This window comes from Streptomyces sp. E11-3, from assembly GCF_046540415.1.
Taxonomy (GTDB): domain Bacteria; phylum Actinomycetota; class Actinomycetes; order Streptomycetales; family Streptomycetaceae; genus Streptomyces.
The window spans coordinates 191,915-208,584 of record NZ_JAZGRL010000003.1; the positions used below are offsets into that span (position 1 = coordinate 191,915).

Below are 16,670 nucleotides of genomic sequence, written 5' to 3' on the forward strand. Positions count from 1 at the left end.
ACTGCTTACTGCTGCTGCTCGATGACGTAGTCGATGCACTTGGTGAGCGCCTCGACGTCGGCCGGGTCGATGGCCGGGAACATCGCGACCCGCAGCTGGTTGCGGCCCAGCTTGCGGTACGGCTCGGTGTCCACGATGCCGTTGGCGCGCAGCGCCTTGGCGATCGCGGCGGCGTCGATCTCGTCCGCGAAGTCGATGGTGCCGATGACCTGCGAGCGCTGCGCCGGGTCCGTGACGAACGGCGTCGCGTACTTGGAGTCCTCGGCCCAGCCGTACAGCGTCCGGGACGAGGCGGCCGTGCGGCCCACCGCCCAGTCCAGGCCGCCCTGGCTGTTGATCCAGTCCAGCTGCTCGGCGAGGAGGAAGAGCGTGGAGAGGGCGGGCGTGTTGTACGTCTGGTTCTTGCGGGAGTTGTCGATCGCCGTGGGCAGGCTGAAGAACTCCGGGATGTGGCGGCCGCTCGCGTGGATGCGCTCGGCGCGCTCGATCGCGGCGGGCGAGAACACGCCGAGCCAGAGGCCGCCGTCCGAGGCGAAGGACTTCTGCGGGGCGAAGTAGTAGACGTCGGTCTCGGCGATGTCGACCGGCAGCCCGCCCGCGCCGGAGGTGGCGTCCACCAGGACCAGGGAGCCCTCGTCGGCGCCCGCGACCCGCTTGATGGGGGCGGCGACACCGGTCGAGGTCTCGTTGTGGGTGTAGGCGTAGACGTCGACGCCCGCCTCGGCCTGCGGGGCCGGGTGGGTGCCCGGGTCGCTGCTGACCACGGACGGCTCGGCCAGCCAGGGCGCGAGCTTCGCGGCCTTGGCGAACTTGGAGGAGAACTCGCCGAACGTGAGGTGCTGCGACTTGTTCTCGATCAGGCCGTGGGTCGCGATGTCCCAGAAGGCGGTGGAGCCGCCGTTGCCGAGGATCACCTCGTAGCCCTCGGGGAGGGAGAAGAGGTCGCGTACGCCGTCCCGCACACGGCCGACCAGGTCCTTGACCGGGGCCTGGCGGTGGGACGTGCCGAGCAGGGAGGTACCGGTGGCGGCCAGGGCCGCCAGCGCCTCCGTGCGCACCTTGGAGGGGCCCGCGCCGAAACGGCCGTCGGCGGGCTTGATGTCAGCGGGAATCCGGATCTCAGCCACGGAAGGAGGGTATCCGGTCCCGCTCGCCGGACGGACGTGTTGTCCGTCCGGTGAGACACGGGGATGAGACGGGCGTGTGGGGCGCGCGGCTCGCGCGGGGCCGGAGGGGCTCGTCAGGCGTGAGGGGCTGGTCAGGCGTTGAGGTGAACCGGGAGCTCGAAGAGGTCGTTCTGGGTGACGACCGGCTTGTTGCGCAGCTCCGTGTGCGGCACCGCGAGGGTGAGGTCCGGGAAGCGCTCGTACAGGGCGGGCAGGGCGACGCCCGCCTCCAGGCGGGACAGGGCCGCGCCGGGGCAGACGTGCGGGCCGTGGCCGAAGGAGATGTGGCGGTTCGGCGAGGTGCGGGTGAGGTCGAAGTCGCCGGCCGTCGGGCCGTGCGCCCTCTCGTCGCGGCCGATCGCGCCGTACGAGACGATCAGCGCGTCGCCCCGCGCGATCACCTTGTCGCCGACCGGGACGTCCTCGGCGGCGAAGCGGATCAGGACGTGCGAGGTCGGGGTCGAGTAGCGCAGGGTCTCCTCGACCACCGCGTCCCAGCTTGCCGCGCCGGTGCGGACGAGGGCCAGCTGGTCGGGGTGGGCGGACAGGTTGACCACCGCGTTGACGATGAGCGAGATCGTCGTCTCGTGACCGGCCGCCACCATCAGCTGCAGGGTGCTGACGATCTCCTCGTCGGTGAGGTGGTCGCCGTCCTCGGAGGCCAGGATCAGAGCGCTGGTCAGGTCGTCGCCCGGCTCGGCGCGGCGGGCCGCGACCACCTTGGCCATCATCTCGGCGAGCTCGCCGAGGGTGGCCACGACCTCCGCGGGCGGGGTCTGGGTGGAGAAGAACTTGTCGAAGAGGACCTTGAGGCGGGGGTGGTCGGCCGCGTCGATGCCCATCAGGTCGCTGATCACGTACATGGGGAGGGGGTAGGCGAACTCGGCCTTCAGGTCGATGGCCTCGGAGGTGGCGGGGAGGCGGTCGAGCAGGCCTGTCGTGAGTTCCGTGATGCGGTCGCGCAACTGCTCGACCCGGCGCGGGGTGAGGGCCTGGGCGACCAGGGTGCGCATCCGGCGGTGGTCGTCGCCGTCGACCGTGAGCATCGAGCGGCCGGGGTTGGCCAGCCCGATCAGCGGCCAGTCGGCCGGTATCTCGCCGCGCTGCCAGGCGCCCCAGACGTTGATGTCCTTCACCAGACGCTTGTCGGTGAGCAGTTGGCGGGCCTCGGCGTGGTGGGTGACCGCCCACACCGGCACCCCGCCCGGCAGCTCACACTCGGCGAGCGGGCCCGCCGCGCGCAGCCGGGCGCTCTCGCCGTCCAGGTCGGTGACGAACGGGTCGAGGGCGATGCGGGTCATCTGGGTTCTCCTGAAGGTGAGGGCGATGAGGCCGTGGTGGGGGTGAACGTCACCGGGAGTGCGGTGAGGCCGCGCAGCCAGGGCGAGGGGCGGCGGGTCAGCGCGTCGGCGGTGGTGGACAGGTCGATGTCGGGCAGCCGGTCGAGCAGCACCTCGATGCCGGTACGGGCGATGACCTCGGCGACCTCCTGGGCCGGGAACGGGCAGCGGTGTTCGCCGTGGCCGAAGGAGAAGTGCGCGTTGTTGCCGCCGGTGAGTGCGGAGCCGTCGGTCCGTACCTGGGGGTCGGAGTTGGCGGCGCCGAGGCCGAGCAGTAGCAGGTCGCCCGCGCTGACGCGGCGGCCGCCGAGCTGGGTGTCCCGCGAGACCCAGCGACCGGCGACGTTCTGCGTCGGGGTGTCCTCCCACAGGACCTCGTTCATGGCCTCGGCGACGCTGTGCCGACCACCGAACAGGGAGGCCGCGAAGCGGTCGTCGGTCAGCATCAGGCGCAGCGAGTTGCCCATCCAGTCGGCGGTCGGCTGATGCCCTGCGGCCATCATCACCATCAGGTCCTGGGCGATCTCCTCGTCCGTGAACCCGGCGGGGTCCCGCAGCATGTGCGAGGCGACGTCGGGGCCGGGGGCGGCGTGCTTGGCCGCCAGCAGCCGCACCATCGACTCGGCCAGGTGCTGCTGGCCCGCCAGGGCGCGCTCCCGGCCGTCGATCATGTCGTTCATCGCGGTGACCAGGCCGGGGCCCTGATCGTCGGGGAAGCCGTAGATCCGGGCCAGGACACGTACCGGCAGCAGCATCGCGTACTCGGTGATGATGTCCGTGTCGCCCTTGCCGCAGAACCGGTCGATCAGCTCGTCCGCGAACTGCTCGGCGTGCGCCTTGAGTTCGAAGGGGTCGATGGCCTCCAGGGCGTGGCTGATCATCGCCGCGCGCTCGCGGTGCCGCTCGCCGACCGTGTAGAGGATCGACGGCTGCTTGCGGCCGATCATCGGCAGCAGCGGCCAGTCGGCGGGGATGTGCTCCCACTGGTTCCACAGGTCGGAGTCGCGGCTGAACAGGACCGGGTCGCCGGTCACCTGGTGCAGTTCGCGGTAGCCGAGTACCAACCACGCCGGGATGTCGCCGTCCAGGAGTACGGGCGCCACCGCACCGTGGTCACGACGTATCTCCCGGTACAGCTCGGCGGGTTCGGTCTGGAACCGGGGGCCGGAGAGGGAGACGGGCGGCGGTCCCGGGGGTGTGCTGGTCGCGGGGGTGGTCACGGGGCGGTCTCCTGAACGGTCTGTGCGGCGGGCTCCCGGTGGGTGTGCTGGGCGTACCGGGTCCTGAGGTGCTCGACGAGGGTGATCAGTACNGGCGCGGTCCGGGGCGATCGTGTCGCGTACGTCGTCGGGGGCGGCGGGGCTCGTGCGGCCGTACGCGGAGGCGGCCGGGCCCCGTACGCCGTCGCCGAGGTGCGCGTCTGCCGGGCCCTGGACCTCGACCGGGGCCGTGTCCCGCGCCGTGGCCACGCCCTGCGTACCGCCTGGAGACGACGCCTCGGCCGGGGCCCCGCCCGCGCTCCGGACGCCGGGCGAGCCCGACGGCGCGTCCTGGTCTTCGGCCAGGGGCCGGGCCGTGGCCTGGCCGCGCACGGGCGCTGGCTCGGGCGCGCTCGGTGATTCGGCTGTGCTGTGTGCCCCGCCGGGGATCCGGTTCGGTGCATCGGTCGACGCCGTGCCCTGTGTCTCCTCCGTGCTCCGCGCTCCGGACCGGCCGTGCGTGTCCGACAGGATCTCGCGTGGCCGGGTCAGAAGTTCCTGCGGGATCAGGAGCAGCACCCCCGTACCGCCGCGTGCCGAAGGGCGGAAGGACACCGTCAGGCCGTACTTGCGGGCCAGGCGGCCGACCACGGCGAGTCCGAGGCGGGTGCCGGAGAGGCCGCCCAGGCCCGTCGCCTCGCCGGACACGGCTCGTTCGGCGCGGCGCAGCTGCACCGGGCCCATGACCAGACCGCTGTCCTCGACGGAGGCGATGACACCGGCCGGCACCTCCTCCACGTACACATGGACCTCGGCGGTCGGCGGTGAGAAGTTGGCCGCGTTGTCCAGGAGTTCGGCCAGTACGTGCATCACACCCTCGGCGGCGTGGCCCGCGACCGCGGCCTCACTCGCCGAGTGGACCCGCACCCGCTGGTAGCCGCCGATGCGGCCCATCGCGCCGCGGAGGATGGACTCCATGACGATCGGCTTGGCCCAACGCCGCCCCGAGCGGGCGCCGGTGAGCACCGCGACCGAGTCGGCTATGCGCCCGGCCTGCGCGGTCCTGTGGTCCAGGTGGAGCAGGTCGGTCAGGACGTCCTCGTCCGCGTGCCGGTTCTCCATCTCCCGCAGATCGGCGAGTGTGCCGGTGGCCAGCGCCTGCATCCGGCCCGCCGCGTTGGCGCAGGCGGCGAGCGCGGCGGCCCGCTCGGACTCGGCGGCCCGCAGCCGCTCGGCCAGCGCGTCCTTCTCGTCGCCCAGCGCGGCTCGCTCGCGGGCGTGGTCCTCGGCCAGCGCGGCCCGCTCGCGGGCATGGTCCTCGACCATCCGGGCCCGCTCCTGGAGCAGCATTCCGGCGTCGTGCTGTACGGAGTTGACCCGGCGCCGCAGCGCACCGGCGGTGCGCGAGGCGTACACCGCCCAGGCCACGGCGGCACTGAGGCCGAGCGCCCCGGCGCCCGCGCCCCAGGCGAGGGGAACGCGCACGGAGTCGGGCGCGAGGAACACGGCCCCCGCGCAGAGCAGTCCCGTGGCGAACACGGAGGTCAGCAGGGCCAGCACGGCCGGGCGCAGCGGAGCGGTCTGCTCGGTCCGGGGGCGCGCGAGGGGGGTTGGCGCGGTCATCAGTCGGTCCTTGATCGGGATCGGCACACTCTGCTCAAGTTGCGGTCACTATAGGAGAGTTAATGAACAAGTTGGGAACGTTCTGGGTCGGACGGCAAGGAAACGGGTGTGGCCATGCGGTCGTGAGGGGTCTCTGCGGGGGCATCCTGAGGAGATGGGTGACCTCAACGACGACCTGACCAGTGACCTGCGGACGGCCGTACGCGGCGAGGTGGACTTCTCCGTCACCGCGCGGGCGCTGCACACCATGGACGCGTCCAACTACCGCCGGGTGCCCAGAGGAGTGGTCGCCCCGAGGGACGCCGACGACGTGGCCGCGGCGCTCGCGGTGTGCCGGGAGCATGCCGTGCCGGTGGTGGCGCGCGGCGCGGGCACGTCGATCGCGGGCCAGGCGACCGGGACCGGCGTGGTCCTGGACTTCACCCGGCACATGCGGCAGATCGTGAGCCTGGACCCACAGGCGCGCACCGCCGTCGTCCAGCCGGGGGTGATCCTGGACGACCTGCGCGGCGCTGCGGGTCGGCACGGACTCACCTTCGGGCCCGACCCGTCGACCCACAGCCGCTGCACCCTCGGCGGAATGATCGGCAACAACTCCTGCGGCTCGCACTCCGTGGCCTGGGGGACGACGGCCGACAACATCCACCGGCTGTCCGTCGTCACCTACGGCGGCGACCCGCTGCGTCTCGGGCAGGACTGGCAGGGCGCCCCGGACGGCCTGCGGGCCCTCGTCGACAGCGAACTGAAGCTCCTGCGCACCGGCTTCCCCGAGCTCCCCCGCCGGATCTCCGGATACGCCCTGGACGCGCTGCTCCCCGAGCACGGCGGCGACGTCGCCCGCGCCTTCTGCGGCAGCGAGGGCACCCTCGGGGTGCTCACCGAGGCGACCGTACGCCTGGTCGACGCACCCCGCGCCCGCGCCCTCGCGGTACTCGGATACGCCGACGAGAGCGCGGCGGCCGAAGCGGCGGCCGGACTGCTGCCGCACGGGCCGCTGACCGTGGAGGGCATGGCGGCCGACCTCGTACGAGACGCGCAGGGCCTGCCGCGCGGCGGGGCCTGGCTGTTCGTGGAGACCGGTGGCACCACCCACGCGGAGGCCCGCGCCCGAGCGGAGGCGATCGCCAGGGCATCGGACGCGCTGGACACGGTGACCGTTACGGACCCGGCCGGGCAGCGCGCCCTGTGGCGCATTCGCGAGGACGCGTCCGGCACCGCGACCCGGATGCCGGACGGCAGTGAGGCCTGGCCGGGCTGGGAGGACTGCGCGGTGCCCCCTGCCCGACTCGGCGCGTACCTCCGGGACTTCCGCTTCCTCCTCGCCGAACACGCGCTGCGCGGCACCCCGTACGGCCACTTCGGCGACGGCTGCATCCACGTACGCATCGACTTCGACCTGCTCTCCGAGCCGGGCGTGGCCCGCTTCCGGCGCTTCTCCGAAGACCTCGCCGAACTCGTCGTCGCGCACGGCGGATCGCTCTCCGGCGAACACGGAGACGGCCAGGCGCGCGCCGAACTGCTCCCCAAGATGTACGGCCCGGACCTGGTCCGGCTCTTCGAGCGCGCCAAGGCCCTGTGGGACCCGGCGAACGGCCTCAACCCCGGCATGCTCGTCCACCCGGCCCCGCTGGACGCCAACCTGCGGTTCGCGGTCCTCCCGCGCGAGCCGGTGGACGTCGCCTTCGGCTATCCGCACGACGGCGGCGACTTCTCGGCGGCGGTCCGCCGCTGCGTGGGCGTCGCCAAGTGCCGCACCACGTCGACGGCGGGCGCGGGCGTCATGTGCCCGTCGTTCCGGGCCACCGGCGAGGAGGAGCACTCCACGCGGGGCCGCGCCCGGCTGCTGCACGAGATGCTCGCGGGCGCGGCGGGCGCGGCGGGCGCGGCGGGTGCGGTGAAGGGCTCCGGCGGCCCGGACGGGACCGGCGCCACGGACGCCGTCGTCACCGACGGCTGGCGCTCCACAGAAGTACGGGACGCGCTGGACCTGTGCCTTTCCTGCAAGGGCTGCCGCTCCGACTGCCCGGTCGGCGTCGACATGGCCACCTACAAGGCGGAGTTCCTGCACCACCACTACGCGGGCCGACGTCGCCCCCTGGCCCACTACTCCATGGGCAGGCTCCCCGTCTGGCTGCGCCTCGCGGCCCCCTACGCGCGCGTGCTGAACGCCGCGACACGCGTGCGCCCACTCGCCGCGCTGGCCAAACGCCTCGGCGGGATCGCCCCCGAGCGGGACATCCCCCGCCTCGCGCCACAGACCCTGCGCCGCTGGTTCGCGGCACGCGCGCGTAGGCGGTCGCAGGCGCCGCGCGACAGCCGGACCGTCATCCTCTGGCCCGACACCTTCACCGACCACCTCTCGCCCTCGGTCGGCCAGGCCGCCGTACGCGTACTGGAAGCCGCGGGCCTCACCGTCGCCCTCCCGCCGAAGGGCGTCTGCTGCGGCCTGACCTACGTCTCCACCGGCCAGCTCGACCAGGCGCGTACGGTCATGCGCCGCACCCTGACCGCCCTGGCCGACATCGGCCCCGACACACCCCTGGTCGTCCTGGAACCGAGCTGCGCGGCCGCCCTCAAGACCGACCTCCCCGAACTGCTCGGCCCCGACGACCCCCGCGCCCAGCGCCTGGCCGACTCGGTCCGCACCTTCGCCCAAGCCCTTGAGGAGCTGGCCCCCGGCTGGACCCCACCGCGCCTGGACCGCCCCGCCGTCGGCCAGACCCACTGCCACCAGCACGCGGTCCTGGGCGACGCGGCCGAACGCCGCCTGCGCGAGAAGGCGGGCCTGACGGGTGAGCTGAGCGGCGGCTGCTGCGGACTCGCCGGGAACTTCGGCTTCGAGGCCGGGCACTACGAGGTGTCGGTGGCATGCGCGCAGGAGCAGCTGCTGCCGTCCGTACGGGATGCCCCCGAGGACGCGGTTCTCCTGGCGGACGGATTCTCCTGCCGTACGCAGCTGGAACAGCTGGCCGGGCGGCGGGGACGGCACCTGGCGGAGGCCTTGGCGGAGGCGCTGGAGGGCAGGGACGGGGACGAGGACAGGGGCGGGGACGAGGAAGGGGCGGGGACGGCTCGCTGACGCCCCACTCGGGCGTCCCGTAACCTGCAAAAGGTGAAGACGGGACTGACTAGGTCCAGTATCTTCGACTGCAAAGTGCCCCGCAGTGAACTAGAGGACAGTCCCGTGAACACAGGCCCGCAGACCGAGCCACAACCCGCCGCGCCCGTCGGTGCCGCGGTCGCGCAGCCCGAGTCGGCCGGGGCGACCGCTGAGCCCGCGGGGCCGGGACGGCGCGTCGGGCGGTGGGGATCGCTCGGGCCGGTCGGGCTGGTCCTCGCGAGCGGGGTCTCGGTGCAGTTCGGGGCCGCCGTCGCGGTGATGCTCATGCCGCGGGCCGGTGCCATCGGTGTGGTCACCCTGCGGCTGGCCGCCGCCGCCGTCGTCCTGCTGCTCATCTGCCGCCCCAGGCTGCGCGGCCACTCGCGCGCCGACTGGGGCACGGTCGTGGCCTTCGGCTTCGCGATGGCCGCCATGAACGGGCTCTTCTACCAGGCCGTCGACCGCATCCCGCTCGGCCCGGCCGTCACCCTTGAGGTACTCGGCCCGCTCGCCCTCTCCGTGTTCGCCTCCCGCCACGCCATGAACGCGGTGTGGGCCGCGCTGGCACTGGTCGGCGTCTTCCTGCTCAGCGGCGGCGGCTCGGGCGGCTTCGGTGGGCTCGATCCGGTGGGCGCGGCGTTCGCGCTCGGCGCCGGGGCGATGTGGGCGGCGTACATCGTCTTCAGCGCCAGGACCGGACGCCGCTTCCCGCAGGCCGACGGGCTCGCGCTCGCCATGGCGGTCGCGGCGCTGCTGATGCTGCCGCTGGGCATCGCCGAGGCCGGGTCGAAGCTCCTTGTTCCCAGCACCCTGGCGCTCGGCGCCGCGGTCGCCGTGCTCTCCTCCGTACTGCCGTACACGCTCGAACTGCTCGCGCTGCGCAGGATGCCCGCCTCCACCTTCGCGATCCTGATGAGCCTGGAGCCCGCGCTCGCCGCCGCCGCCGGATTCCTGGTCCTCAGTCAGGCGCTGTCGGCCACCGATGCGCTGGCGATCGCGCTGGTCATCGTGGCGAGCATGGGCGCGGTACGAACTCAGATGGGGCGCGCGAAGAGGTAGAAGCAGAAGAGGTAGAAGCAGAAGGGGTAGGAGTCCGGGGACGCGCGGGGTGGCCCCGGCGGTTCCCGAGAGGACCCTGAATAGTCCCAGGTACCCATCGGGGCGTGCTCACGTCACAGTGGTGACATCGACCGGACGGCGGCCGCAGGCTCCGTCCCTGCCCCGATTAACGGGGGTGGGCAGGGACAGCAGGTGCACGACAGCACACGCGGCGCCGGCCGGTCGCTGCTCTAGGCGTGCGGTGCGGGAGGGGCGGTGAGGACGGCCAGGTGGTCCTCCCGTACGAGGTTGAAACGCAGCGCGAGTGACACCAGCGCCTCCTTCTTGCCGTGCAGCCGGGTGCCCGGATCGCCCTCCTCGCCCGGGCCGGGCTTGAGGTGCAGCTTCACCGCCAGGTAGTCGATGCTCCAGTTCACCGCGGTACGGCTCACCTCGGGCCAGACCGGGCGCAGCCGTTGGACGACCTGGTCGGCCGTCGGGGCGGGGGCGTGCGGGGCGCCGCGCAGCCGGGGCTCGCAGAGCGCGGCGAGCACCATGAAGTACCGCTTGCTGTGGTCGAGCGGGAAGCCCAGCACGGTCGACGGATAGCCGGAGCCGGAGCCGGAGCCGGAGCGGGGGCCGGAGTCCGCGCTGGTGCCGGGGCCGTGCCCCGTGGCGGTGGGCTCGGCGTCGGGCGCGTCGTGATCCACGTAGTCATGGCGCGGCGCCCATACGTCGAAGGTGAGGAACTCCTCCGCGGCGGGCAGCACGACCCGCGAGAACTCGAACGGTATCGGCGCGCCGAGACGGCCTGGCGCCACCTTGATGTGCTCGCCCGCGCCTTCCGGGTTCTCCACCACGTACGTGGCGACGCGGCTGAGGTTGCTGAGCGTCCAGAAGGTCTTCTCGGCCGTGATGGTCCCGGCCTTGCGGGACACACCGAGGTGCGCGATGCTCAGCTGCCGCGCGCCCTGCTCGGTGGGAAGAGCGCGGCCGAAACGGAGTACCTCGCCGGGCTCCAGCCTGATCTGCCCGCTCTGCTGGGCGTCTGCCATCGGTACCACGATGATGCTGAACACGGTCGGTCTTCCTTCCCGGCTGTCCTGCGAGCACGGCTGCTTCCCGATCCCGCCCCTCTGACCCTAACAACGGCTGCTAAATGGGCGAGAGGCCGTTCAGGGCAGGGGACTTGGGGCCAGCCGCTACCGCCCGGGCGCCCTTCGGAGAGGGGCCGGTGCACGATAAATAATCCAGCACGCTTGATTGTTTATCTGCGGGCTGCCATGCTCGCGGACACATCGACGTCCCGTGAGGGGAGCGCGCCATGTCTGGCTCCATGGCTGTGTCCGTGCTCGACGATCTGCGCGACGAGAGTGAGGAACTCGACCTCGCGGTAGGGAAGTCGAGCGTCCAGAAGTGGGCGTGGCGCACCAGTGCGGAAGGCTGGACGATCGCCCACCAGATCGCCCACCTCGCCTGGACGGACCGGGTCGCGCTGCTCGCGGCCACCGAGCCCGACGCCTTCGCCAAGGAGGTCGAGAAGGCGCTCGCGGCCCCCGAGTCGTTCGTCGACGAAGGCGCCGAAGAGGGCGCCGCACTGCCGCCCACCGAACTGCTGGCCCGCTGGCGCGACGGCCGCGAAGAGCTGCAACGGGTCCTGCGCGCTGCCCCGCCGGGCACCCGGATTCCCTGGTACGGGCCGCCGATGGGGGTCGCCTCGATGGCCACCGCCCGGCTGATGGAGACCTGGGCGCACGGCCAGGACATCGCCGACGGCCTCGGACAGCGGCGGGAGCCGACCGTACGCCTGCGGCATGTGGCGCGGATCGGAGTACGGGCGCGGGACTACGCGTACGGGGTACGGGGGCTGCCGGTGCCCGGCGAGGAGTTCCGGGTCGAGCTCGACGGGGTGGACGGCGAGGTCTGGGCGTACGGGCCCGAGGACGCCGCCCAGCGGGTCACCGGGCCCGCGTACGACTTCTGCCTGCTGGTGACCCAGCGGGCACACCGCGCGGACCTGGCGGTACGGGCCGAGGGCGCGGACGCGGACCGCTGGCTGGACATCGCGCAGGCCTTCGCGGGGCCGCCCGGGAAGGGGCGGGCGCCGAAGCGGGGAGCTAGGGCAGCCACCGGTGAGCCCACGGCGGCCTCCGATGAGTCCGGGGCAGCCACCGATGAGTGAGGCCCCGCGTCGCGGTCCGCTGAGGATCGGCAACGCCTCCGGCTTCTACGGCGACCGCTTCGACGCCATGCGCGAGATGCTCACCGGCGGCCCCCTGGACGTCCTCACCGGCGACTACCTCGCCGAGCTGACCATGCTCATACTCGGCCGCGACCGGCTGCGCGACCCCGCGCGCGGATACGCCAAGACCTTCCTGCGGCAGCTGGAGGAGTGCCTGGGCCTGGCGCGCGAGCGAGGCGTACGGATCGTCGCCAACGCGGGCGGCCTGAACCCGGCCGGACTCGCCGACGCGATCCGTGAGCTCGCCGGGCGGGTCGGGGTCCCGGTACAGGTCGCGCACGTGGAAGGCGACGACCTGCTCGCGCGCGGAGGCTGGGGCGACGGCGTTCTCACCGCCAACGCCTACCTCGGCGGCAGCGGCATCACCGAGTGCCTGCGCGCCGGGGCCGATGTCGTGGTCACCGGGCGCGTGACCGACGCGGCGCTGGTGAGCGGGCCCGCGGCGTGGTGGTTCGGCTGGGGGCCCGAGGAGTACGACCGGCTCGCGGGCGCGGTGGTCGCCGGGCATGTCCTGGAGTGCGGGACGCAGGCGACGGGCGGCAACTACGCCTTCTTCACCGAGCACATGGAGCGCGCGGAGCACGCGGAGGTGTCGCGCCGACCAGGCTTCCCCCTCGCCGAGGTGTACGCCGACGGGTCCAGCGTCATCACCAAGCACCCCGGCACCGGTGGCGTCGTCGACACCGGCACCGTCACCGCCCAGCTCCTCTACGAGACGGGCCCGGCCCGGTACGCGGGCCCCGACGTCACGGCCCGTCTCGACTCCGTACGGCTGACGCCGGACGGCCAGGACCGGGTGCGGATCGAGGGCGTACGGGGAGAGCCACCGCCGCCCACGCTCAAGGTCGGGCTCAACCGGGTCGGGGGCTGGCGCAACGAGGTCGTCTTCGTCCTCACCGGGCTGGACGTCGAGGCCAAGGCGGCCTTGGTACGGGCGCAGTTGGAGGACGCGTTGGGCAAGTCCCGGCCGGTGGAGGTGCGGTGGGAGCTGGCCCGTACGGACCGGCCGGACGCGGCCACCGAGGAGACGGCGAGTGCGCTGCTGCGGCTGGTCGTCCGCGACCCGGACCAGGAGGCAGTGGGGCGCGCGGTGAGCGGCGCGGCGATCGAGCTGGCGCTCGGCAGCTATCCCGGATTCCATGTGACGGCTCCGCCGGGGAAGGGGGCGCCGTACGGGGTCTTCGAGGCGGCGTATGTGGAGCGGGGGACGGTCTCGCACACGGCCGTGCTGGGGGATGGTCGGCGGGTCGCGGCGCCTGGGCCTGGACGGACGGCCGAACTGGCCGAGGTGGAGCCGCCGTTGCTGCCCTCGCCGCTGCCGTCGGGGGTGTGTCGCCGGGCCCCCTTGGGGCTGGTCGCGGGTGCCCGCAGCGGCGACAAGGGCGGTGACGCCAACGTCGGTGTATGGGTGCGGTCCGATGAGGCCTGGCGGTGGCTCGCCCACGCGCTGACGGTCGACCGCTTCCGTGAACTCCTCCCGGAGACAGCCTCCTTGCCGGTGGTCCGGCACGTCCTGCCGAACCTGCGCGCGCTGAACTTCGTGGTGGAGGGGTTGCTGGGCGAGGGTGTCGCGGCCCAGGCACGCTTCGATCCGCAGGCGAAGGCGGTGGGGGAGTGGCTGCGGTCGCGGGAGGTCGACGTGCCGGTGGGGTTGCTGCCGTGAGGTTTCCTTCCCCAATCCCGCCCCTTCCCGTAAAGGATTTCAGCCCGTCCGGCGCTTGAGGGCATCTCTTAAGCCGTCCGCAGGACTTACGGGAAGGGGCGGGGTGGGGGCTAGATCTCTGACCCGCACCCACCCACTCACAGCCCCACCACTCACAGCCCCACCCACACCGGAGGTGACCCCGTGACCACCCTCCCCACCACCCTCGACCCAACATCCCCCGACTACACCGCACACCGCGAGGCCGCGCTCGCCAAGCTCGCCGAGCTGGACACCGAGCACGCCAAGGCNCCATCCACCCCCACCAACCCGCACCCACCGCACCCGTCCGCACCCCATCGCCCCGGAGGCCACCATGGTGTTCCACAGCGAGTTCGCAGACGTACCGGCAGTCGAGCAGCCCATCCACGACGCCGTTCTCGGCCGCGCCGCGGAGTACGGCGAAGCCCCGGCCCTGATAGACGGCGTGGACGGCACCACCCTCACCTACGCCCAGCTCGACACCTTCCACCGCCGTATCGCCGCGGCCCTCGCCGACGCCGGAGTCCGCAAGGGCGACGTGGTCGCGCTGCACAGCCCGAACACCGTCGCGTACCCGGTCGTGTTCTACGCCGCGACCCGCGCGGGCGCGACCGTGACGACCGTCCACCCCCTCGCCACGGCCGAGGAGTTCGCCAAGCAGCTCCGTGACTCCGCCGCGGCGTGGATCGTCACCGTGTCCCCGCTGCTCGCCACCGCGCGCGCCGCCGCCGAACTCACCGGCGGCATCCGGGAGATCTTCGTCTGCGACCAGGCGGAGGGGCACCGGTCGATGCTCGACATGCTCGGGTCCACCGCGCCGGAACCCGTCATCGACATCGACCCGGCCGAAGACGTCGCCGTACTGCCGTACTCGTCGGGCACCACCGGCATCCCCAAGGGTGTGATGCTCACCCACCGCTCCATCGCCACCAACCTGGCGCAGCTCAACCCGGCCATACCGATGGGCCCGGAGGACCGCATCCTCGCGATCCTTCCGTTCTTCCACATCTACGGGCTCACCGCCCTGATGAACGCCCCGCTGCGCAACGGCGCCTGTGTGGTTGTCCTGCCGCGCTTCGAGCTGGACACCTTCCTCGCGGCCATCGAGAAGCACCGCATCACCTCGCTCTACGTCGCACCGCCGGTGGTGCTCGCGCTCGCCAAGCATCCGGCGGTCGAGCAGTACGACCTGTCGTCGGTGCGCTACCTGATCAGCGCGGCCGCCCCGCTGGACGGCGACCTGGCGGTGGCCTGTGCCGAGCGCCTGAGGGTGCCGTTCGTCGGCCAGGCGTACGGGATGACGGAGCTCTCGCCCGGTACGCATGTGACGCCGCTCAACGCGGAGAGCACCCCACCCGGCGCCGTCGGCAAGCTCATCGCCTCCACCGAGATGCGGATCCTGTCCCTCGACGACCCGTCCCAGGACGCCGAACCCGGCGCGGACGGCGAGATCGCGATCCGTGGCCCGCAGGTGATGAAGGGCTATCTGGGGCAGCCGGACGCCACCGCCGACATGATCGACGCGGACGGCTGGGTGCACACCGGGGACATCGGCCGGGTCGACGAGGACGGCTGGCTGTTCGTCGTCGACCGGGTCAAGGAGCTGATCAAGTACAAGGGGTACCAGGTCGCCCCGGCCGAGCTGGAGGCGCTGCTGCTGACCCATCCGCAGGTGGCCGACGCGGCGGTGATCGGCGTGTACGAGGCGGACGGTACCGAGGTCCCCAAGGCGTTCGTGGTGCGGCAGCCCGGCGAGGAGCTGTCGGCCGACGAGGTCACGGCGTACGTCGCCGATCGGGTCTCCCCGTACAAGAAGGTCCGGCGGGTGGAGTTCATCGAGACCGTGCCGCGGGCGATCAGCGGGAAGATTCTGCGGCGGGAGCTGCGGACCAGGGAGAAGGAGACCGGGTGAGCGACGAGAAGGCCGTCGGGCGGCGGGACGAGCGGGGGATCGCGACCCTCACGCTGGACTCGCCGCACAACCGCAACGCACTCTCCGCCAGCCTCGTCGAGGGCCTCGGTGACGCGCTGCGGGCCTGCGCGGACGATCCGGAGGTGCGGGCCGTGGTCCTCACCCACACCGGGGGCACCTTCAGCGCGGGCGCCGACCTCAAGGAACCGCCGAACCCGTACGCGTTCGTCGCGCTGCTGCGGCAGCTGGTCGGGCTGCCCAAACCGGTGGTGGCACGGGTGGACGGGCACGTGCGGGCGGGCGGGCTCGGTCTGGTGGGCGCCTGCGACATCGCGGTCGCGTCGGCGGGGTCCGACTTCGCGTTCACCGAGGTACGGATCGGGGTCGCCCCCGCGGTGATCTCGCTGCCGCTGCTGCCCCGGCTCGAACCCCGCGCGGCGTCCCGGTACTACCTCACCGGAGAGCGCTTCGACGCGGCCGAGGCGGCCAGGATCGGGCTGGTCACCGAGGCCGCGCCGGGGGGTGTTGACCAAGCGCTCGCTCCGATCTTGGACGGGCTGCGCAGGGCAGCGCCGAGTGCCCTGGCCGCGACGAAGGAACTGCTCGCGGCTAGTGTGCTGAGAGTCTTCGACCGGGACGAGGAGCAGCTCGTACTGGAGTCGGCGCGGCTCTTCAAGTCTCCCGACGCGCGCGAAGGCATCACCGCATTTATCGAACGACGGGACGCCGCATGGGTGTTGTAACCCCGCCAAACCGCTTTGACCACGTTGCCCGCTCGGGTCAGCCCGACCGGGAGCCGAAACAGGACCGCAGCCGGGTCACCCGGCAGCGGCTGCTCGAGGCCGCCGTGGCCTGCCTCGCCGAACGCGGCTGGGCGGGCTCCACGGTGTCCGTGGTCGCCGAGCACGCCGGTGTCTCGCGCGGCGCGGCGCAGCACCACTTCCGGACCCGCGAGGACCTGTTCACGGCCGCCGTCGAGTACGTCGCCGAGCAGCGCTCGCACGCGCTGCGCGCGCTGCCGGGGCAGGACCGGGCGGCGGTCGTGGCGGCCCTGGTGGAGCTCTACACGGGGCCGCTGTTCCGGGCCGCGCTGCACCTGTGGGTGGCTGCCTCCAACGAGGAGCAGCTGGGCGCGCGGGTGACGGAGCTGGAGGCACGCGTCGGCCGGGAGACGCACCGCATCGCCGTGGAGCTCCTCGGCGCGGACGAGTCGCGGCCCGGCGTACGGGAGACGGTCCAGGGGCTGCTCGACATGGCCCGCGGCCTGGGACTCGCCAACCTGCTCACCGATGACGCGGCCCGCCGCGACCGGGTGGTGGCCCAGTGGGCGAAGCTCCTGGACGAGGCGCTCGCCTGAGGCCGTACG

11 protein-coding genes and 1 pseudogene are annotated in these 16,670 nt (G+C 72.8%); 7 read left to right on the forward strand and 5 right to left on the reverse strand.

Annotation, left to right across the window (positions count from 1 at the left end; all coding sequences use genetic code 11):
• Window positions 1-5: 5 nt before the first annotated feature.
• The 4 genes and pseudogenes from serC to U9R90_RS30480 all read right to left on the reverse strand — a co-directional run.
• On the reverse strand, window positions 6-1,127 hold the full coding sequence (serC, locus tag U9R90_RS30465) for a phosphoserine transaminase (protein WP_411060081.1): 1,122 nt from the start codon (window positions 1,125-1,127) through the stop codon (window positions 6-8).
• 131 nt (window positions 1,128-1,258) lie between these two features.
• Window positions 1,259-2,467, reverse strand: coding sequence for a cytochrome P450 family protein (locus U9R90_RS30470; protein ID WP_411060083.1), 1,209 nt, complete (start codon window positions 2,465-2,467; stop codon window positions 1,259-1,261).
• Window positions 2,464-3,726 carry a cytochrome P450 gene (locus U9R90_RS30475; protein WP_411060952.1) on the reverse strand — a complete coding sequence of 421 codons (1,263 nt, stop codon included), beginning with the start codon at window positions 3,724-3,726 and terminating at the stop codon, window positions 2,464-2,466. The genes U9R90_RS30470 and U9R90_RS30475 overlap by 4 nt, the downstream gene beginning before the upstream one ends.
• Window positions 3,727-4,275: 549 nt before the next feature.
• Window positions 4,276-5,328 (reverse strand): annotated as a pseudogene (locus U9R90_RS30480) (ATP-binding protein); the annotation flags it as partial.
• A gap of 154 nt (window positions 5,329-5,482) precedes the next feature.
• Here U9R90_RS30480 and U9R90_RS30485 point away from each other — a divergent pair.
• Together U9R90_RS30485 and U9R90_RS30490 are read left to right on the forward strand one after the other, a co-directional pair.
• Window positions 5,483-8,407, forward strand: a complete 2,925-nt coding sequence (locus U9R90_RS30485; RefSeq protein ID WP_411060085.1) for an FAD-binding and (Fe-S)-binding domain-containing protein — start codon at window positions 5,483-5,485, stop codon at window positions 8,405-8,407.
• Between the two features lie 105 nt (window positions 8,408-8,512).
• Window positions 8,513-9,487 carry an EamA family transporter gene (locus U9R90_RS30490; RefSeq protein WP_411060087.1) on the forward strand — a complete coding sequence of 325 codons (975 nt, stop codon included), beginning with the start codon at window positions 8,513-8,515 and terminating at the stop codon, window positions 9,485-9,487.
• Between the two features lie 230 nt (window positions 9,488-9,717).
• Here the strand turns inward: U9R90_RS30490 and U9R90_RS30495 are convergent, their stop codons facing one another.
• On the reverse strand, window positions 9,718-10,545 hold the full coding sequence (locus tag U9R90_RS30495) for an FHA domain-containing protein (RefSeq protein WP_411060088.1): 828 nt from the start codon (window positions 10,543-10,545) through the stop codon (window positions 9,718-9,720).
• A 245-nt stretch (window positions 10,546-10,790) separates the two neighbouring features.
• Between U9R90_RS30495 and U9R90_RS30500 the strand changes: the two genes are divergently transcribed.
• The 5 genes from U9R90_RS30500 to U9R90_RS30520 all read left to right on the forward strand — a co-directional run bounded on the left by U9R90_RS30500 (window position 10,791) and on the right by U9R90_RS30520 (window position 16,661).
• A complete protein-coding gene (locus U9R90_RS30500) occupies window positions 10,791-11,648 on the forward strand; it encodes a TIGR03084 family metal-binding protein (RefSeq protein ID WP_411060090.1) in 858 nt (285 codons plus the stop codon).
• The gene (locus tag U9R90_RS30505; RefSeq protein ID WP_411060091.1) at window positions 11,641-13,371 is read left to right on the forward strand and encodes an acyclic terpene utilization AtuA family protein; all 1,731 of its coding nucleotides are present in this window, start codon (window positions 11,641-11,643) and stop codon (window positions 13,369-13,371) included. The genes U9R90_RS30500 and U9R90_RS30505 overlap by 8 nt, the downstream gene beginning before the upstream one ends.
• A 355-nt stretch (window positions 13,372-13,726) precedes the next feature.
• Window positions 13,727-15,304 carry a 4-coumarate--CoA ligase family protein gene (locus U9R90_RS30510; RefSeq protein WP_411060093.1) on the forward strand — a complete coding sequence of 526 codons (1,578 nt, stop codon included), beginning with the start codon at window positions 13,727-13,729 and terminating at the stop codon, window positions 15,302-15,304.
• On the forward strand, window positions 15,301-16,047 hold the full coding sequence (locus tag U9R90_RS30515; protein ID WP_411060095.1) for an enoyl-CoA hydratase family protein: 747 nt from the start codon (window positions 15,301-15,303) through the stop codon (window positions 16,045-16,047). The genes U9R90_RS30510 and U9R90_RS30515 overlap by 4 nt, the downstream gene beginning before the upstream one ends.
• On the forward strand, window positions 16,035-16,661 hold the full coding sequence (locus tag U9R90_RS30520; protein WP_411060096.1) for a TetR/AcrR family transcriptional regulator: 627 nt from the start codon (window positions 16,035-16,037) through the stop codon (window positions 16,659-16,661). Before U9R90_RS30515 ends, U9R90_RS30520 begins: the two co-directional genes overlap by 13 nt.
• The last annotated feature ends 9 nt before the right edge of the window (window positions 16,662-16,670 follow it).